Here is an 18,017-nt window from a genome sequence, read left to right on the forward strand (position 1 = left end):
TCAAATTTTAAGTCATGAAAAAGTTTTTATTATTAGTGATGATGACGTTTTCTTTCGGTTTTGTGAGTGCACAATATTTGGTAGAAGACAATGATATTACAGAAAATTCTAAAGAATTTGGTAGAGCAGATATTTCATTAGACATGAATAATCCGCTAGAATTTTACAGACTAAAATGTGCGAATGCTACTTATGCACAATACATTGGAGGAGAAAATGGTTTTAAAGACAAATTATTTAAAAATTTAAAAGCCAGTCTTTCTAACAATTTATACTCTGTAAATGGAACTTTTGATTTCATTTTCTACATTGATAAAGAAGGAAATTTAAAGGATTTTGCGCTAAAACCAGAAGTTCCGAATAGTAATCTTTTGCAAACAGACATTAAGAATGCGGTAAAAGCAATGAATCAAAAATGGATGCCTGCAACTTGCGATGGCGCAAAAGTAGATTCTAAAATAAGACTGAAAGTCAATTTCAGGACAGATTTATTCGATATGTAAAAAATAAAAGTCGCTTTTCTCAAGCGACTTTTTTATTTATCTTTGAAGCACAAAACTAATAAACATGAGAAAATTATTTTTATTCTCACTATTCATTTCCAATATTTTTATTTTTTCTCAAGAGCAGAAAACCGAAATGAATACAGAAAGCACTAGCGTTATTTATAAAAAAGCAGAATTTCCGGGTGGTGATACAGCTTTTAGAAAAGAGTTGTTCAAAATGATCAATGCTTATATTGATATAAAAACTTATGCAGTAAATGGTGTGTTTACCTTTTCTTTTGATGTACAACCTGATGGAAAGATTAAAAATTTAGATGTAAATCCAAAAGTAAAAAACAGTGAACTTTTTATTGATGATATGCTATTTTGCATGAGAAAAGTTAAAACTAAATGGATTCCAGCTACTAAAGATGGAATGCCAGTTACTTCTAATTACACTATTAAAATTAATTTTATTACAGATCATACAGAACATGAATAAGATGTTGACAAGAATTACCCTTTTATTTTCATTTATTGCTATTTCTTTACAAGCTCAGATAGATGTCTATGATAAATATCCTATTGGACAAGACTTTTATAAGGGAGGCTTGAGCGATTTTTATAAAGACATCAGAAAAGTAATAAAAAAGAAAAATCTTAAGCCATGCGAAAATGAAAATGAAAAGTATTTAGTGAATTTGGTAATTTATGCTGATAAAAAGGTGAGTTTAGTTAAAGACTTTGACACCTTAAACATTCAAAAAAATAAATGTGCTTTTGATTTCTCTAAGAGTGTTTTGCCATATTTAGATAATTGGCAACCTGCAAAACTTGATGGGAAAGAAGTTAATGCGATTGCTCAATTCATGATAGATCCTTATTTTTTATTTTATCATAAATTTAAAAATCCAAATCCAGATGTAGAAAAACCTCCTGTTTTTGAAAAAAATATAAAATTATTTCAAAAGGAAGTAAGAAGGATAATTGAAAGTTATATTAAGGAAAATATTTCTGGTAGAAAAATTTCGTTGTCTTTTACAATTACTGAATTAGGAGCTCTAGAAGACTTGAGGATTACAAATCTACAAGTTGAAGAAATTGACAAAGAAGAAATAATAAAAGAAATCTTACGAATAAAGGGTAAGTGGAAACCAGGAACTAGAAATGGAAAGCCCGTTAAATTTAGAATGAATTTAACTTTTGAACAAGAATTTAATCTTGAGCTTGAAAATAAGGTCTATGAAGATTTGAAAAAAGGAAACTACAGTTTTTAACACCCTGCCATTTTGTCATAAAATTCCTTATCTTTGCACTCAAAATATTTGAAAAGTGCAAGAAAAATATATAGACGAAACTAAACAAGGCGAAGCTTTTGCTATTGCTGAAAAACCAGAAAATTCTAAAAAATTGTTTTTAGAAAGTTACGGTTGTCAAATGAATTTCTCAGACTCAGAAATCGTAGCCTCTATTCTTAACGAACAAGGTTATAATACCACCATGAAAGTAGAAGAAGCAGATTTAATTTTGCTGAATACTTGCTCTATCAGAGAAAGAGCAGAACAAACGGTGAGAATGCGACTTTCACAATTCAAAAATTTGAAAAAAGAAAGGCCTAACCTTACTGTTGGTGTTCTTGGTTGTATGGCAGAACGTCTTAAAACTAAATTTTTAGAAGAAGAACAATTGGTAGACTTAGTAGTTGGTCCAGATGCTTACAGAGATTTGCCAAATCTTTTGAAAGAAACAGAAGACGGAAGAGACGCCATCAATGTTATTTTATCTAAAGAAGAAACGTACGCAGATATTAATCCTGTTCGTTTAGGTGGAAACGGTGTTACAGCATTCGTAACCATTACCAGAGGTTGTGATAATATGTGTACCTTTTGCGTAGTTCCTTTTACCAGAGGTAGAGAAAGAAGTCGTGATCCGCATTCTATTATTGAAGAATGCAAAGCTTTGGCTGAAAATGGTTACAAAGAAATTACGCTTCTTGGGCAAAACGTGGACTCTTATCTTTGGTATGGAGGTGGTCCTAAAAAAGATTTTGATAAAGCTTCGGAAATGCAAAAAGCTACCGCTGTAAATTTTGCTCAATTGTTAGAAATGGTAGCAAAAGCAGTTCCTGCAATGAGAATTCGTTTTTCTACGTCTAATCCTCACGAAATGACGGAAGAAGTTTTCCGTGTGATTGCAAAATACGATAACGTTTGTAAATATATTCACCTTCCTGTACAAAGTGGAAGTGACAGAATTTTGCAGAAAATGAATCGTCAACATACACGTCAGGAATATTTAGATTTGATTAAAAAAGCGAAGGAAATAGTTCCCGAAATTGCTTTTTCTCAAGATATGATTGCTGGTTTCTGTGGTGAAACAGAAGAAGATCATCAATTAACTCTTGATTTAATGAGACAAGTAGAATACGATTACGGTTATATGTTTGCGTATTCTGAAAGACCAGGAACTCCAGCTCATAAAAAAATGGAAGATGATGTTCCTGCAGATGTGAAGCAAAGAAGATTAGCCGAAATCATTGCGTTACAAGGAGAATTATCCAGAAAAAGAATGAAATCTTACGTTGGCAAAAACTACGAAGTTCTAATCGAAGGAGAGTCTAAAAAAGATAAAAATCAATGGAAAGGAAGAACTTCTCAGAATGCAGTAGTGGTTTTTGATAAAGTAGAAGGGCAGAATATTGGTGACTTTGTGACTGTTTTTGTTCATGACAGCACTCAAGGCACACTTTTGGGGAAAGCGATTTAAGGAAATCGTTAAGTTTTCTAAATTTTTTAAAAACACTAAACCTCAAATCTCAAAATTATGAGCGACTTACAATCCATAAAAAACCGTTTCGGAATTATAGGGAATTTTCCCGCACTTAACCGTGCCATAGAAAAAGCAATTCAGGTGGCGCCTACAGATATTTCCGTTTTGGTTATCGGAGAATCTGGAGTTGGTAAAGAACATATCCCGAAAATTATTCATAGCGAATCTCGCAGAAAACACCAACCATATATTGTGGTAAACTGTGGTGCAATTCCAGAAGGAACTATAGATTCAGAGCTTTTTGGGCACGAAAAAGGAGCTTTTACAGGCGCAACTTCTACCAGGAAAGGTTATTTTGAAGTTGCAGACGGCGGAACTATTTTCTTAGATGAAGTAGGGGAATTGCCTTTGCAAACTCAAGTAAGACTTCTCAGAGTTTTAGAAAGTGGAGAATTTATGAAAGTGGGTTCTTCTCAGGTTCAAAAAACCAATGTGAGAATCGTAGCTGCGACTAATGTAAATATGATGAAAGCGATAGAAGATGGTAGATTTAGAGAAGATTTGTACTATCGTCTCAATACGGTTCAGATTGATATGCCACCTTTGAGAGAAAGAAAAGGAGATATTCATTTGCTTTTCAGAAAATTCGCCATTGATTTTGCCGAAAAATACAGAATGCCAGAGTTACAATTGACAGATGATGGCGTTAAATATTTAGAAAATTATACTTTTCCAGGGAATATTCGTCAGCTGAGAAATTTAGTAGAGCAAATGACAGTGGTAGAACAAAACAGAAGTGTGAATTCTACTAAATTATCAGAATATATTCCGATGAATGCTCAACTTCCAGCAGTGGTTTCCAGAGGTGGAAATTCAGGAAATTCAGGAGGAGATTTCGGTTCAGAAAGGGAAATCATGTACAAAATTCTTTTTGACATGAGAAATGATTTAAATGATTTAAAATCCTTAACTTCGGAACTGATTAAGAATAGAGGAAGTCAGAGTTTTTCGCATCATGAGCAAGATTTAATCGGTAGAGTTTTTAAAACTGAAACCCAACCGGTTAATACTAGTTCTATTTTGTATTACGAAGATCAACCAGCTGCGCCAACTCCTAATTTCTACAATGATACTGAGGAGTACGAGAATGGAGTAGAAGATATAGATTTAGAAGAAGAACCGAAAGAAGAGTCTCTTTCTTTAATCAATAATGAGAGAGATTTAATTGTAAAAGCGCTCGAAAAACACAAAGGCAGAAGAAATAAAGCGGCAGATGAATTGGGAATTTCTCAAAGAACGCTTTACAGAAAAATAAAACAATATAATTTAGAAGATTAATGAAAAGATTTCAGATTTTAAATTTCAGATTTCAAGCCAAAAATTTTAAAATTTTTGGAGTTTTATTCTTGGGTTTCTTTTCCTTGGCTTTTTTGTCTTCTTGTTATAGTTTTACAGGGAATTCTTTGAATCACGACGAAAAAACCATTCAGATTAAAAATTTCCCTAATAATGCAGCTTTGGTGAATGCTAATTTAAGTCAAGAATTTTCTATTGCTCTTCAAAATAGATTTTTACAAAGGTCTGGTTTAAAGGGAACTACGGAAAACCCTGATGTTCTTATTGAAGGAGAGATTACAGATTACAGCATTTCGCCTACCACTATTTCTACACCAGTTACTACAGACGGTGGAAATATTCAAGCAGCACAAAATAAGCTCACCATTACGGTAAAAGTTCATTACGAAAACAGTAAGTTTCCAGAAGCAAGTTTTGATAGAACGTATTCAGACGAAGCGGTTTTCAGTAGTGATTTAGATATTAATGCCATAGAAACTTCTCAAGTGAAATTGGTAAACGAAAGGATTATCAATAAAATTTTTAACGATATTGTAGCCAATTGGTAAAAGATGAATGCACGAGTTTTAGAATTGCTTCAGCGCCCAGAAAATATTTCTAAAGAAGATATTTCGCTTCTTCAGAATGAAATTTCTAAATTTCCTTATATGCAGAGTATCAGAACTTTGCATCTTTCGGCGATTTTTAATTTCGATGCTGAAAATTACCAAAAAGAACTAACCAAAACCGCAGCGTATACTACGGATAAAAAAATTCTCTACACTTTCATCAATAAAAAGAAGGAAGAAGAGAAAAAAGAATTGACGAAATTCAAGAAAATCGTACTCGCTAAAACTGAACATGAAGTTGAAAAAACCACTGAAGAACCTGTAAAAATCGTTGAGGTTCCAGAGCAAAATATCACTAAGAATTCTTCTGAAAATTTAACCGAAACGGTAGAAAAAATAGAGGCAGAAAAACCTGTAGTTACGCATCCGAAAAGTGTAGTAGGTGATACCGAATTAGAAGCGCCGATTCTTGACAAAAAAGAAAATGAGTTCGAAGTTTTGAAAGAATTAGAGATTTTAGAGGTTGAAAATCAATTGCTTGAGCAAGAGAAAGCGGAAGAGGAAAATGCAGAAATTGCGTTCAAAACGAGAGAAGAAGACCTTAATTTTAGTAAAGAAACGGTTTTAGAACATATTGATCAATCAGATGACAAGGAAATTACGTCTGTAAAACCTTCGGATATCAGTTTTAATGGTTTCGAAAGTTTCTTGCCAAACGTGAAATTTACTGTTCCTTCCGTTCAAAAAGAAGAACCGAAATCTGAACCAAAAGCAGAAATTTCTGCAACAATTATTGAAGAAAAACCAACCGAAGAAAAAATAAAACCTGAAGAAATTCCATCTGAAAAAACTCCAGAATTGAACATTTCAGAGCCAGAAAAAACAGAGATTATAGAGGAAAATACAGAAATGACGATTGAAAAAGAAGAGCCTCAAGTAATTAATACTCCTATTTTGACGGAAGAAAAAGAAGAAATTGTAGAAGAAATTCATACCGATTGGAAACCCATGAATTTTGTGATGAATCCACTGGATTCTATGATTCAAAAACCAGCAGTTTCTCAACCAAAAGCTACCGAAAAACCAGTTGAGGTAAAACCAGAAATTGCAACCAGAGATGAGAAGAAAATTGTAGAAGATGTTGCACCAATCGAATTGAAAAAAGAGGTTTTAGAAGAAGTTAAAATTGAAGAAAAACCTATTGAAAAATCTATTCTAAATACTTCTTTCTTAAAAACTAACGTTCAAGAAACTTCTGTTCAAACTATTGAAAATCAACCAAAAGAAGTGGAGGATGAAGAGAATAATAGTAACGTTCCAGATTTTGTAAATACTTGGCAAAGTTGGCTTAAAATTGACCGATCAATGGTTAAAACGCCTGAAAATATTCCGGTAAAAGTCATTGAGAAAAAAGCTGAAATCATCGATAAATTCATTGAAGAAAATCCTAAAATTTCTCAGTTGAAAGAAGAAGTAAGCTTTGTAGTAAAAGAAAGAAATGACGATATTTCACACTTGATGACCGAAACTTTGGCAAAACTTTATGCCGAACAAAGACTGTACACCAAAGCAATTAAAGCTTACGAAATTCTACAAAATAAGCATCCGGAAAGAGCCGAAGATTTCAAGGCTAAAATTCAAGAAATCAAAGATTTAAAACAAGGTAAATAAAACAAAAACTCCAAGAATTTCTTGGAGTTTTTTTTATTGAATTAGACTAAGGATTGGTTTATAAAGTTTCTTCAGATTTTAGATTTCCTCTTAATTTATTCCAGATTTTTCTTCCTAAAATAAAAACCACAATAACAAGGGCAATTGCTACTAAAAACGCAATTACGGGAGCGGCTAAAGCTAAAAAAGTCATCATTCCTGCTCCTGCTGTTTCGGTGGTAGCTACTACAGAATTTCCTAGACCGCCAGTTGTAGCGGTAGATGCGGCTCGTGTTCCTGCAAATCCAGAACTAATTGCGGCGGCAGTTCCACCACCTGCAATTAATGCAAGTGCCCAAGTTGGAAACGTTCCTAAATCTGTGAATTGCGCAGCAAACATGATAGAACCTGCAATTGTAGCTAGTGGAACAGAAGCGGTGTCTAATAAATGGTCAAAGAACGGAATATAATATGCTAAAATTTCTACCACAGTGGCAATTCCTGTAGTGATGAGCGTAGGTAAACCAGCCAACCATTGAAAATTTTCGTTCATGGGAATCCAACCCATATAAGAAGCGAGACTTACAGCAAACATAGGCAAGAAAACTCTAAAGCCAGAAGCTGCAGCTAAACCAATGCCAATAAATGCACTGATGAAGTAAGGAAGATAAGGAATGTTGTCTAACATTTTGTGTAATAGTTTATTATTTGTGCAAACTAAATTACAAAAAACGTGCTATTGATTTTTATTTTTTGAGAAGTTTTAAAAATTCTTCTTCTATTTCTTGATAATTTTTCGGAAGAGTAGGTGAAACGTAGAACAACATGGTTAAGGAATTGTCGCCAAATTTTTCTAAAAATTGAACTTTATTGAGTCTATAAACTTCGCGCAAAAGTCTTTTGATTCTATTTCTGTGAACTGCTTTTTTAAAATATCTCTTAGAAACAGAAACGCCTACTTTATGTTGAGTTGTCATGCTGAGCGAAGTTGAAGCATCAAATTGGTAAGAAATCACTCTCAAATTTCCACAAGTTTTCCATTTTCCTTTCTCAAAAAGTAAGGAAATGTCATTTTTTTGTTTGAGTTTTTCTTCTCGGGGATATTTGTAGTTCAAAATATTAAGTATAAAATTAATTTTGCTCTTGATTCTTTTTACTTGGCTCTTTCAACAAGTAATTAATCACTTCTGCAGCAGCATTTAAACCAAAAAGTGCAGGCATAAAACTGATGGTTCCGTAAAAAGATTTCTTAAAATTGCTTCCATCGGTGAGTTTTAAACTTTCTTCTTTTTGAATTTCTGTAGAAAAAACACATCTGAAACCTTTGGTAATCCCTTCTTTTTTTAATCTTTTTCTGATTTGTTTGGCAAGATAACAATTATTGGTTTTGCTTAAATCTCTTACCAAAACTTTACTTGGGTCGGTTTTTCCGCCAGCTCCCATCGATGAAACGAGTTTTATTTTTCTTCTTCTACAAGCTTTAATCAAGGCTAATTTTGGCGAAACACTGTCTATGCAATCTAATACGTAATCAAATTGATGTTCTTCTAGAATTTCGTCCATTCTTTCTGGTGAAAGAAATTCATTGATTTTAACCAAATTAATTTCAGGATTGATGTCTAAAATTCTCTCGGCAACGATTTCTACTTTATCCTTTCCTACAGTAGAATGTAAAGCAGGTAACTGTCTGTTTATGTTGGTGATATCTACAATGTCTCCATCTACAATCGTCATGTTTCCTACTCCTGCTCTTGCCAAAAATTCTGCTGCAAAAGAACCCACTCCACCTAAACCTACCACTAAAACTTTAGCGTTTTTCAAGGTTTCTAAGCCTTCTTTTTTTACGAGCAGTTCCGAACGTTGTAACCAATCTGTCATTTTCTAATTTTATTTTTTCACGCAAAAAGCGCAAAGATTTTCTTAATCACTTAATTAAAACCGAATGTTTAAAATTTCTAAATTTTTAGAAATCTGTTCTTGTAATTTTTCTACAGAAATTTCCTTGATTTCAGCTACTTTTTGATACAATTCCGTCAGGTTAAAATCTGTATCATCTGTTTCTAAAAATATTTTTTCTAAAGGAATTTCTTTCAAAGAAGTTTGCAAAGATAAGTTGTGAAGTACAGATTTTCCAAAACTTAAGTAAAAACCATGTTTCAACATTTCATCAGCAATCGCTTTTTTCTTATTAAAACCATGAATAATCAATGGAACTTTTGCAATTTTTTGAAAAGGAATTAATTCTTGAAATTTCCTTACGCAATGAATGATAACCGGTTTTTGAATTTGATTTGCCCAAAGGATTTGCGCTTCGAAAACTTTTTTCTGAAGATTTTCATCGATGTTTACCAAAGCATCCAAACCACATTCGCCAATAGCTAAACATTTTGGATCTTGAGAAATGATTTTTAGGTTTTCTAAATCATTTTCCCATTGTTCATTGATGTTTTGCGGATGAATTCCTACCGAAAAATAATGCTCAGGAATCTTTTCTTCTGGCGTAGAATTATAAATTCCGTAAGAGATTTGTGGGTTATGATGATGGAAGTTGAAAAAATTCATATTCAAAGATATGAAATCGGTTAAAAAATTAAACAAAGTATTAAACATTTGTTTGTTTGAGAAAAAGTTTTTTATATCTTTACTTTTCAACAAATTAGAGAATGAAGAAAAAATTTACCGAAAAGCAAATTCATATTCTAGACATCGCGGAAGAGCTTATTGCGCAGAAAGGTTTTGAAGGGACTTCCGTTCGTGATATCTCTGCTAAAGCGAATATCAACGTGGCGATGATTTCTTATTACTTCGGCTCTAAAGAGAAAATGATGGTAAATCTTTACCAATATAGAGTACAGAAAACCAGAGAAACATTTGCTGAATTTACCCAAACCATAAAAGACGGAAAACCAGAGATGCAACTCAAAGAAATTATTAATTTCGTAACTAAACAGTTATTTAAATTCAATTATTTTCATGGTTTTGTGACTCAAGAACTCAGACATCAAGATAGAGTGAAAGATACATTGCTAGAATTTTACCAAACGTTTACCAAAGTTCTGGAAGATGTAGTGCAAAAAGGTATTGTAAGTGGCGTTTTTAAAAGAGCTGCAAAATCTGAAGATATTGTTTCTACCATCATTGGAACCATCGTATTTACCATTAGAAATAAAAATTATTACGAAATTTATCTAAAAGGTAACGACGAAGATTACCTAGCAAATGCCGAAAAAAAACTGAAAAACCATCTCAATCTTTGTGTTTTCTCGCTTTTAGGATATCAAATTTAACCTTATTTGCGTTAAAGTATCTTAAAATAAATCTTTTGACAAAAAAAGTTTTATTTTTGCAAACTGATAAAGGGAACATTATAGAAAGATTTCCTTACTTTTATTTATGAAAAAAATATTCTCATTATTCGCAATCGCTTTTTTGCTTTTGTCTTGTAACAAACAATATGATTTGGCAATGAAATCTGCTGATAAAGATTTTATCATGAAAGTTGCCAATGAAAAATACGAAAAAAAGAAATGGACAGACGCTCTTGCGCTTTACGAAAGATTAACCAATCTCGTTGCAGGAACAGATGACGCTCCAGAAGTAGTTTATAAATCTGCGTATGCTAATTACTACGACAAAAACTATAAACTAGCGGCGCATCAATTCAAGAATTTTTCGGTTACATTTACCAATGATCCTAGAAAAGAAGAAGCAGCTTATATGTCTGCATTGTGTTACTATGAAGGTTCTATGGATTATAACTTAGACCAGAGCAATACAACTTCGGCGATTAATGAATTACAAGAATTTTTAAATAATTATCCAAATTCAGAAAAAGCAAAAAACATCAATGATTTAATTGATGAACTGAACTATAAATTAGAGTTCAAAGCTTATGAAAATGCAAGACAATATTTTAAAATGGCAGATTACAAAGCAGCTACCATTGCTTTTGAAAACGTTTTAAATGATTTTCCTGCAACTAAACTGAAATCAAAAATCTACGCTTATATTTTAAAATCTAAATCAGAATTGGGTATCAACTCTATTTATGACCTTAAAAAAGAAAGATTAGAAAGTGCAATCGCATTTACCAGACAGGTAGAAAGAGAATATCCAAACTCAGATTTAAGCAAAGAAGCTCTTGATATCAGAGGGAAACTAGAAAAAGAAGTTGTAGAATTTGCGAAACTTCAAAAAGAAGTAGAAGCTAGAAAAGCTGAATTTACAGAAAAACAAAAAGCAGCTGAAGCCAAGGAAGACGCTAAAAAACAAGTTAAAGATCAGCAAGAAGCGAATAAAATTAAAATTGATAGTGCAAAAATTAGCACACCAGAACCAGGTGCTACTTTCAAGATTAGAAGAAATTAATTATCTTTGCAAACTAAAATAAAAATAAATCACTCAAAATGAGCGTAAAAGATACAAAAGCAGAAGTAAACACCATTACATACGATAAAGATAAAATCGAAGAAAAAGTAGGTTCTATCTACGAAGCTATCGTAATTATGGGAAAAAGAGCAGAACAAATTAATGCTGAAATTAGAACTGAACTTCACCAAAAATTAGACGAATTTGCGGTGCACAATTCTACTCTGGAAGAAGTTTTCGAAAACAGAGAGCAAATTGAAATTTCTAAAAACTACGAAAGATTACCGAAGCCTACATCTATTGCTATTAGAGAATGGTTAGATGACGAAGTTTACTTCCGTAGAACCGAAGAAAAATAAACGATATTCGTTAGGATAAAAAACAAAGTCACAGAATTTCTGTGGCTTTTTTGTTGAGTTTATGTTTGAAAATCTTTAGATTTTCAACTTTTAAAGCTTTGTTAAATGAAATGCCTTTAATAACGGTAAATGATGCAGATTCTTTGCGTTTAAAATAACCAATAAAAATTCAAAAAAAAACCATAAATTCGTTCAGTTAAAATTCTAATCATATGGCTCTAAAAGGTAAAAAAATTCTATTGGCAATTTCTGGCGGAATTGCAGCCTACAAAATGAATTACCTTGCAAGAGATTTTGTAAAAAAAGGTGCAGAAGTAAAGGTTATTTTAACACCTTCTGCTGAAAATTTCGTTACAAAAGTCACGCTTTCTACGCTTTCTAAAAATGCAGTGTATTCTGATTTTTATGACCAAAACGGAACATGGAATTCTCATGTAGAACTCGCACTTTGGGCAGATGTATTATTGGTAGCACCTTGTACTGCAAATACTTTGGCTAAAATGGTTCATGGGATTTGTGATAATTTGGTTATTGCTACTTATATGTCTGCAAAATGCCCAGTTTTCATAGCTCCAGCAATGGATTTGGATATGTATGCACATCCTTCCACCAAAGAAAATTTAGAAAAAGCAGAAAGATTTGGTCATCACATTATTCCCGCAGAATTTGGCGAATTGGCTTCTGGTTTAGAAGGTCAAGGAAGATTAGCGGAGCCAGAAACTATTTTACAAAAAATAGAAGATTTTTTTACTCAACCTTTGCCTCAGTCTCATTCTTTAGATGGAAAAACCGTTCTCATCACAGCAGGACCTACCTATGAAGCAATAGACCCTGTTCGTTTTATTGGCAATCATTCTTCGGGAAAAATGGGATTTTCGCTTGCTGAGGAAGCGGTAAAACGTGGCGCAAAAGTGATTTTAATTTCTGGTCCTACTTCACAAAAAACGAGCACTAAAAATATAGAAATTCATAGAGTAACTTCGGCGAAAGAAATGTACGATGAGGTTTTTAAATACTATGAAAAGGTAGATATTGCTGTCGCAAGTGCTGCTGTTGCAGATTATGCCCCAAAAATCGTTGCCAAAGAAAAAATTAAAAAATCTGAAGAAGAGTTTGCCATAGAATTGGTTAAGAATCCAGATATTTTGAAAACGATGGGCGAGAAAAAAACACATCAGTTTTTGGTTGGTTTTGCCCTTGAAACTCAGAATGAAGAGGAAAATGCCAAAAGCAAATTGCAGAAAAAAAATCTGGATATGATTGTGCTTAATTCACTTCGTGATGAAGGTGCAGGTTTCCAAAAAGACACGAATAAGGTTAAAATTTTAACACATTCAGAACAAAAAGAATTTTCTCTGAAATCTAAAGACGAAGTGGCAAAAGACATTTTAGATTTTGTAGAAACTCAACTTAAGAAATAAATTTTTTAAAAATTCGTTTAGAATTCAATGAAAAAACTACTTTACATATTTGCGCTTTTACTGCTTTCTCAATTTAGTTTTGCACAAGAGCTGAATGCTCAAGTTCAGATTAATTACCAACAAATTGGCGGAAGTAACGTGCAATTATTCAGAACAATGGAGAAAAGTCTGAAAGATTTTATCAATAAAACTAGTTGGACTGGCAAAAAATTTCAGAACTACGAAAAAATAAAATGTAATTTTTCAATCATTCTTGCCGAAAAAAGTGGGAATAATTACAAAGGAACTTTGGTGGTTCAGTCGGTGCGTCCTGTTTATGGAACACAATATGAAACGCCGATTCTTAATGTTAATGACACCAATTTTTCTTTTGAATATTTAGAAAATCAGAACATGGTTTTTAACGAAAGACAATTTTCGGGAAAAAATTTGATTGACGTGATGAGTTTTTATGTCTACCTTATTTTAGGTTACGATGCAGATACGTATCAAATCAAAGGCGGAACTCCATGGTTTGATAAAGCGATGCAGATTACTCAAAATTCTCAAAATCAGAACTATATGGGTTGGTCTCAATTAGAAAGTCCAAGAAATAGAGGAGCGCTCATTGCTACGATTTTGTCTGAACAAAATTCTACGCTCAGAAATTTCTACTATAATTATCACAGAATGGGCTTAGATAATTTAGGAAAACAAGACCAATTTTCTACGAAACAAACCATTGCAAATGAGATTTTGAGACTTAAATTCTACGAAAGTAATTTCCAGATGAATTATCCTTTTAATCTCTTTGTAGAAAGCAAAAAAGACGAAATTTATAACATTTTCGATTCCAATAATAATGGAGGTGTAGATATGAATCAGCTCAAAAATTTGATGAGTTTATTCTCTCCAAAAGATATGGACACGAAATGGAATAAATGGAAGTAAAATGAATCTTAGAGCTACGCTTTTGTGGTTTGAATTTTCTGAAATTTACACTATTTTTACAGGCTCGAAAACGCAACTCAAAATAAGTATTCTTTAAATAATGTTATCAAGAATTTATATCCAAAATTTTGCATTGATAGACCAACTTGAAATCAATTTTAAGAAAGGTTTACAAGTGATTACCGGCGAAACAGGTGCTGGTAAATCTATTATTTTGGGTGCTTTGAGACTTATTTTAGGAGAGAGAGCAGATTCTAAAAGCATTTCTGATTTCTCAACGAAAAGTGTAGTTGAAGCGGAATTTAAAATTTCTGAATCTTTAAAGATTTTCTTTGAGGAAAATGATTTAGATTTTGAAGTAGATACCATTATCCGAAGAGAAATTTTGCCTTCTGGTAAGTCTAGAGCTTTTGTGAATGATGTTCCTGTTACTTTAGATGTTTTGAAAGAACTTTCCGAAAGATTGATTGATATTCATTCTCAGTTTGAAACTTCTCAATTGTTTAGCGAAGAATATCAGTTTAAAATTATCGATGGACTTTCTGAAAATAAAAATTTGATAGAAACCTATCAAAATGATTATTTTGAATTTCAAAGAAAGCAAAGAGAACTAGAAAAACTGAAAAATACACTTTCCGAAGGAAATAAAGAGAGCGATTACAAGTTGTTTTTATTGGAAGAATTAGAAGCAGCGCAATTAGAAACGGTAAATTATGAATTGCTACAGAGCCAGATTTCTTTAGCCGAAAATAAAGGTGCAATTTCTGAATTGCTCACTCAAATCTTTGCCAGAACAGACCAAGAAGAAGTAGGTTTGTTCGATGGTTTCTATGATGTTAAAAACAAATTGAGCAGAGTCGCAGACTTGTCTTTGCAGTTTTCTGAGCTCAATGCAAGATTAGAAGAAAACTATGTAGAGTTCAAAGATATTCTCTTTCAATTGCAAAATGAAGCCGAAAAGTTAGATGCAAATCCTGAAGATTTATTCGTTTTACAAGAGCAAAATGATAAAATCAATGCACTTTTTCTAAAGCACAAGGTTTCAGATATAGAAGATTTGTTGAAAATCAAAGAAGAACTTTCTTTAGAAAAAAATTCTTTTGAAGATATAGAACATAAAATTGCTCAATTAGAAAAAGAAATTGCTGAAGCTTCTCAATCTTTGCTTAAAAAAGCTGATATTTTATCTAAAAATAGAAAAAAAGTTGCTCCAATTTTTGTAGAAAAAGTAGAATCACTTTTACATCAATTGGGATTAGAAAAAGCTAAAGTAGAAGTGGAACTTTCTTCAACGAAAGAATTCGGTAAATTCGGAACGGAGAAAATCCAATTGCTATTTCAAGCGAATGCTGGATTTGCCTTGAAACCGATTGAAAATGCTATTTCTGGCGGTGAAAGAAGCAGAGTGATGCTTTCTATAAAAAAACTTATGGCAGAAAATGCAGAACTTCCTACGCTTATTTTAGACGAAATAGACACAGGTGTTTCTGGTAGAATTGCCGATGAAATGGGCAATGTAATGCAAGAAATGTCAGAAAATATGCAGTTGATAGTCATTACTCACCTTGCGCAAGTTGCGGCAAAAGGAAATGATAATTATAAAGTGCAAAAATCTGATATTGAAGGAAAAACCCAAACCAGAATTTTCCCACTTAATCAAGAAGAAAAACTTACAGAAATTGCGCAATTGCTTTCTGGAAGCAAGATTACAGATGCCGCTATTCTTCAGGCAAAAGAACTCATGCAATAAATTTTGTAACGAAAATATAGTTTTAGAAACTAATGATTGAAAAACGATTATGTTTCTAAAATTTCTACAACTTGAACTCAAAAGTTTTGTGAGAAGTCCGCAATTTGCTGCGGGAATCTTAATGAAAATAGGAATGCTGTTTATGTATGCATATTTGGCGCTTATTTTTGTAGGCGGCGCTTTTGGAGTGTATTTCGGAGCGAAAAAAGTAGGTTATGAACCGATTCAACTTTTCAGCCGAATTTTCTTAGTCTACATTGCCATCGATTTGTTGTTGAAATATTTTATGCAACAACTTCCTGCGGAAAACATCAAGCCATTTCTCACCATGAAAATTTCTAAAAATCAAGTGGCTGGTTACACTTTGGTGAAAATTTTAGTTTCATTTTTCAGTTGGGCGTTTTTACTTTTTGCGATTCCATTTGCAGCGCTTTTAATTTTTAAAGGAAATCTAAATTTAGTAACCGTTTTGCTTTATTTCGCAGCGTGTATTTCCATGGTTTTTATCAATACGTTTGTCAACACCATTATCAATAAAAGTGATAAGTTGATGTACAGCCTTTTTGGCTTGATGGCGATTATTGGCGGATTGCACTACTTTGAAATAATAGATGTTTTGGCGATTTCTCAGAGTATTTTCTACGGTTTGTACCAAAACATTTGGTTCTTTATTATTCCGATTGTTGTATTGTTGGTTTTGGCGATTTATACTTTTTCTTTCATCAAAAAGAATTTGTATTTGGACAGAGGTTTAGAAATGAAAAAAGCGGCAGGAAAAACCGAAAACATTGCTTTCCTCAATAAATATGGAACATTAGGAACTTTTATCAACAATGATATTCGATTGATTAAAAGAAGTAAAGCGGCAAGAAGTGCTTTAATTGGAGGGGTTTTATTCCTTTTTTACGGGTTACTTTTCTTTAGTAAAGGTTACAATACCAGTTTCATGCAAGTTTTTCTTGGAATTTTTGTAACAGGCGGTTTTAATTTTATGTTCGGGCAAAGAGTTCCAGCTTGGGACAGTTCTTATTATCCACTGATGATGACGCAAAATGTTCCTTACAAAGATTTTCTCAAAGCAAAATGGGCGCTTTTTGTGATTGCCATTTCGGTTTCTATGATTTTAGCAGTCGGTTATGCATTCATCAGTTGGGAGTTTTATTTTACCATTTTTGCGGCAGGTTTATATAATTTAGGAGTCAATTCTTACCTCACTTTATTGGCGGGAGCTTACAATAAAAAACCGATTGATTTAAACTCTGCTTCTAAAGGTTTCACCAGCGGACAAAACAATTTCAATATTAAAATTCTTGTTCTTTTATTGCCACAAATGGTTTTACCAATGGCTGTTTTCGGAGCGATGAAATATTTCTTCGGAATGACTCCGGCTGTAATGAGTTTAGGGATTTTAGGATTGATAGGGTTTCTACTTCGAGATAAAATTTTCAACCTCATTGTAAAAATCTACAGAACTGAAAAATATTCTACCATCGCGGCTTTTAAAAAAGGCAATTAATAATCTAAAATTTTAAAACAACTCATCATGATCAATATTCATAATATTTCTAAAATTTACGGAACCGCAAAAGTGCTTAACATACAAGAACTTACTATTCCCAAAGGCGAAACTTTCGGTTTGGTAGGAAATAACGGAGCAGGAAAAACCACGCTCTTTAGCTTGCTTTTAGATTTAATTGAGCCTAGTTCAGGAAGCATTCAAATTGATGGAATTCAAGTAAATAAGTCAGAAAATTGGAAAAATAAAGTTTCTGCATTTATAGATGACAGTTTCTTGATTGGTTATCTTACGCCAGAAGAATATTTTTATTTTTTGGGCGAACTGAGAGGTCAAAACAAAGCTTCTGTAGACGAATTTCTTAAGCAGTTCGAAGATTTATTTAATGGCGAAATTCTCAATGCCAGAAAATACGTCAGAGATTTATCAAAAGGAAATCAGAAAAAAGTAGGAATTGTAGGCGCTTTAATTGGCAATCCAGAAATCATTGTTTTAGATGAACCTTTCGCGAATTTGGATCCTTCTACACAGATTAAACTAAAGAATCTTATTAAAGTTCTTTCCCAAAATGCAGAAGTCACCTTCTTAATTTCTAGCCATGATTTGGCGCACACTACAGAAGTTTGCAACCGAATTGTAGCCATCAATAAAGGTGTAGTGGTAAAAGACATTTCTACCAATTCTGAGACCTTGAAAGAATTAGAAGAATATTTTGCCAGTCAAGTAAGTTTATAAACTAGCTTTTTTTTAAGAACCAACCCTTTCTGCGTTTTTTGTTTTTGCATAGAACGCAGAAAGGGTTTTTTGTTTTAATACTCGTAATATTATCTTTCCTCTATTTGATTTATTTCGTAAATTTACACTT

The 18,017-nt window shown here is 32.6% G+C and carries 19 protein-coding genes; 15 read left to right on the top strand and 4 right to left on the bottom strand.

The features are described from left to right. Positions 1–14: 14 nt before the first annotated feature. The 7 genes from ACT53I_RS11805 (at position 15) to ACT53I_RS11835 (ending at position 6,829) form a co-directional block, all read left to right on the top strand. A complete protein-coding gene (locus tag ACT53I_RS11805; RefSeq protein WP_104792895.1) occupies positions 15–503 on the top strand; it encodes an energy transducer TonB in 489 nt (162 codons plus the stop codon). 64 nt (positions 504–567) lie between these two features. Continuing rightward, entirely contained in the window at positions 568–987 is a 420-nt protein-coding gene (locus tag ACT53I_RS11810) for an energy transducer TonB (protein WP_476079803.1), read from the top strand. Position 988: 1 nt separating this feature from the next. Continuing rightward, positions 989–1,762: an energy transducer TonB gene (locus ACT53I_RS11815; protein ID WP_476079805.1), complete on the top strand. Its 774-nt coding sequence runs from the start codon at positions 989–991 to the stop codon at positions 1,760–1,762. Positions 1,763–1,817: 55 nt separating this feature from the next. After that, a complete protein-coding gene (miaB, locus tag ACT53I_RS11820) occupies positions 1,818–3,251 on the top strand; it encodes a tRNA (N6-isopentenyl adenosine(37)-C2)-methylthiotransferase MiaB (RefSeq protein ID WP_374450416.1) in 1,434 nt (477 codons plus the stop codon). A 57-nt stretch (positions 3,252–3,308) separates the two neighbouring features. Next, positions 3,309–4,592 carry a sigma-54 interaction domain-containing protein gene (locus tag ACT53I_RS11825; RefSeq protein ID WP_374450418.1) on the top strand — a complete coding sequence of 428 codons (1,284 nt, stop codon included), beginning with the start codon at positions 3,309–3,311 and terminating at the stop codon, positions 4,590–4,592. After that, positions 4,592–5,158, top strand: a complete 567-nt coding sequence (locus ACT53I_RS11830; RefSeq protein ID WP_104792890.1) for an LptE family protein — start codon at positions 4,592–4,594, stop codon at positions 5,156–5,158. Before ACT53I_RS11825 ends, ACT53I_RS11830 begins: the two co-directional genes overlap by 1 nt. A 3-nt stretch (positions 5,159–5,161) precedes the next feature. Further along, the gene (locus ACT53I_RS11835; protein WP_476079806.1) at positions 5,162–6,829 is read left to right on the top strand and encodes a hypothetical protein; all 1,668 of its coding nucleotides are present in this window, start codon (positions 5,162–5,164) and stop codon (positions 6,827–6,829) included. A gap of 58 nt (positions 6,830–6,887) precedes the next feature. Here the strand turns inward: ACT53I_RS11835 and ACT53I_RS11840 are convergent, their stop codons facing one another. From ACT53I_RS11840 to ACT53I_RS11855, 4 genes are read right to left on the bottom strand one after another with little or no spacing between them, the layout of a single operon-like run. Continuing rightward, on the bottom strand, positions 6,888–7,496 hold the full coding sequence (locus ACT53I_RS11840) for a DUF4126 domain-containing protein (RefSeq protein WP_476079807.1): 609 nt from the start codon (positions 7,494–7,496) through the stop codon (positions 6,888–6,890). 58 nt (positions 7,497–7,554) lie between these two features. Then, positions 7,555–7,923 (bottom strand): ribonuclease P protein component, encoded by a 369-nt coding sequence (gene rnpA, locus ACT53I_RS11845; RefSeq protein ID WP_476079808.1) that lies wholly within the window; start codon positions 7,921–7,923, stop codon positions 7,555–7,557. A gap of 16 nt (positions 7,924–7,939) precedes the next feature. Then, the gene (locus tag ACT53I_RS11850) at positions 7,940–8,686 is read right to left on the bottom strand and encodes a tRNA threonylcarbamoyladenosine dehydratase (protein WP_213190358.1); all 747 of its coding nucleotides are present in this window, start codon (positions 8,684–8,686) and stop codon (positions 7,940–7,942) included. Positions 8,687–8,740: 54 nt separating this feature from the next. Next, a complete protein-coding gene (locus ACT53I_RS11855; RefSeq protein ID WP_476079809.1) occupies positions 8,741–9,370 on the bottom strand; it encodes a TatD family hydrolase in 630 nt (209 codons plus the stop codon). A 101-nt stretch (positions 9,371–9,471) separates the two neighbouring features. Between ACT53I_RS11855 and ACT53I_RS11860 the strand changes: the two genes are divergently transcribed. The 8 genes from ACT53I_RS11860 to ACT53I_RS11895 all read left to right on the top strand — a co-directional run bounded on the left by ACT53I_RS11860 (position 9,472) and on the right by ACT53I_RS11895 (position 17,887). Then, positions 9,472–10,095 (top strand): TetR/AcrR family transcriptional regulator, encoded by a 624-nt coding sequence (locus ACT53I_RS11860; RefSeq protein ID WP_104792886.1) that lies wholly within the window; start codon positions 9,472–9,474, stop codon positions 10,093–10,095. Between the two features lie 106 nt (positions 10,096–10,201). Then, on the top strand, positions 10,202–11,176 hold the full coding sequence (locus tag ACT53I_RS11865) for an outer membrane protein assembly factor BamD (RefSeq protein WP_461375983.1): 975 nt from the start codon (positions 10,202–10,204) through the stop codon (positions 11,174–11,176). A 38-nt stretch (positions 11,177–11,214) separates the two neighbouring features. Next, positions 11,215–11,535: a DNA-directed RNA polymerase subunit omega gene (locus tag ACT53I_RS11870; RefSeq protein WP_476079810.1), complete on the top strand. Its 321-nt coding sequence runs from the start codon at positions 11,215–11,217 to the stop codon at positions 11,533–11,535. Positions 11,536–11,747: 212 nt separating this feature from the next. Then, on the top strand, positions 11,748–12,956 hold the full coding sequence (gene coaBC / locus ACT53I_RS11875; protein WP_476079811.1) for a bifunctional phosphopantothenoylcysteine decarboxylase/phosphopantothenate--cysteine ligase CoaBC: 1,209 nt from the start codon (positions 11,748–11,750) through the stop codon (positions 12,954–12,956). A gap of 27 nt (positions 12,957–12,983) precedes the next feature. Then, entirely contained in the window at positions 12,984–13,886 is a 903-nt protein-coding gene (porD, locus tag ACT53I_RS11880) for a type IX secretion system protein PorD (protein ID WP_476079812.1), read from the top strand. A gap of 100 nt (positions 13,887–13,986) precedes the next feature. Then, on the top strand, positions 13,987–15,636 hold the full coding sequence (gene recN / locus ACT53I_RS11885) for a DNA repair protein RecN (RefSeq protein ID WP_476079813.1): 1,650 nt from the start codon (positions 13,987–13,989) through the stop codon (positions 15,634–15,636). A gap of 49 nt (positions 15,637–15,685) precedes the next feature. Then, on the top strand, positions 15,686–17,152 hold the full coding sequence (locus ACT53I_RS11890) for a DUF5687 family protein (protein ID WP_476079814.1): 1,467 nt from the start codon (positions 15,686–15,688) through the stop codon (positions 17,150–17,152). Between the two features lie 27 nt (positions 17,153–17,179). Next, complete coding sequence (locus tag ACT53I_RS11895; RefSeq protein ID WP_476079815.1) at positions 17,180–17,887, top strand: ABC transporter ATP-binding protein; 708 nt, start codon at positions 17,180–17,182, stop codon at positions 17,885–17,887. The last annotated feature ends 130 nt before the right edge of the window (positions 17,888–18,017 follow it).

Source organism: Cloacibacterium sp. DMC96 (genome assembly GCF_056313765.1).

What these genes read in the sequence shown, in the direction of transcription:
- ACT53I_RS11850 (WP_213190358.1), bottom strand. Translation starts at nt 8,686, where the DNA reads ATGACAGATTGGTTACAACGTTCGGAACTGCTCGTAAAAAAAGAAGGC.
- ACT53I_RS11815 (WP_476079805.1), top strand. Translation starts at nt 989, where the DNA reads ATGTTGACAAGAATTACCCTTTTATTTTCATTTATTGCTATTTCTTTA.
- ACT53I_RS11835 (WP_476079806.1), top strand. Translation starts at nt 5,162, where the DNA reads ATGAATGCACGAGTTTTAGAATTGCTTCAGCGCCCAGAAAATATTTCT.
- porD (WP_476079812.1), top strand. Translation starts at nt 12,984, where the DNA reads ATGAAAAAACTACTTTACATATTTGCGCTTTTACTGCTTTCTCAATTT.
- ACT53I_RS11870 (WP_476079810.1), top strand. Translation starts at nt 11,215, where the DNA reads ATGAGCGTAAAAGATACAAAAGCAGAAGTAAACACCATTACATACGAT.
- ACT53I_RS11890 (WP_476079814.1), top strand. Translation starts at nt 15,686, where the DNA reads ATGTTTCTAAAATTTCTACAACTTGAACTCAAAAGTTTTGTGAGAAGT.
- coaBC (WP_476079811.1), top strand. Translation starts at nt 11,748, where the DNA reads ATGGCTCTAAAAGGTAAAAAAATTCTATTGGCAATTTCTGGCGGAATT.
- ACT53I_RS11840 (WP_476079807.1), bottom strand. Translation starts at nt 7,496, where the DNA reads ATGTTAGACAACATTCCTTATCTTCCTTACTTCATCAGTGCATTTATT.
- ACT53I_RS11865 (WP_461375983.1), top strand. Translation starts at nt 10,202, where the DNA reads ATGAAAAAAATATTCTCATTATTCGCAATCGCTTTTTTGCTTTTGTCT.
- ACT53I_RS11830 (WP_104792890.1), top strand. Translation starts at nt 4,592, where the DNA reads ATGAAAAGATTTCAGATTTTAAATTTCAGATTTCAAGCCAAAAATTTT.
- ACT53I_RS11825 (WP_374450418.1), top strand. Translation starts at nt 3,309, where the DNA reads ATGAGCGACTTACAATCCATAAAAAACCGTTTCGGAATTATAGGGAAT.
- ACT53I_RS11860 (WP_104792886.1), top strand. Translation starts at nt 9,472, where the DNA reads ATGAAGAAAAAATTTACCGAAAAGCAAATTCATATTCTAGACATCGCG.
- recN (WP_476079813.1), top strand. Translation starts at nt 13,987, where the DNA reads ATGTTATCAAGAATTTATATCCAAAATTTTGCATTGATAGACCAACTT.
- ACT53I_RS11895 (WP_476079815.1), top strand. Translation starts at nt 17,180, where the DNA reads ATGATCAATATTCATAATATTTCTAAAATTTACGGAACCGCAAAAGTG.
- ACT53I_RS11810 (WP_476079803.1), top strand. Translation starts at nt 568, where the DNA reads ATGAGAAAATTATTTTTATTCTCACTATTCATTTCCAATATTTTTATT.
- ACT53I_RS11855 (WP_476079809.1), bottom strand. Translation starts at nt 9,370, where the DNA reads ATGAATTTTTTCAACTTCCATCATCATAACCCACAAATCTCTTACGGA.
- ACT53I_RS11805 (WP_104792895.1), top strand. Translation starts at nt 15, where the DNA reads ATGAAAAAGTTTTTATTATTAGTGATGATGACGTTTTCTTTCGGTTTT.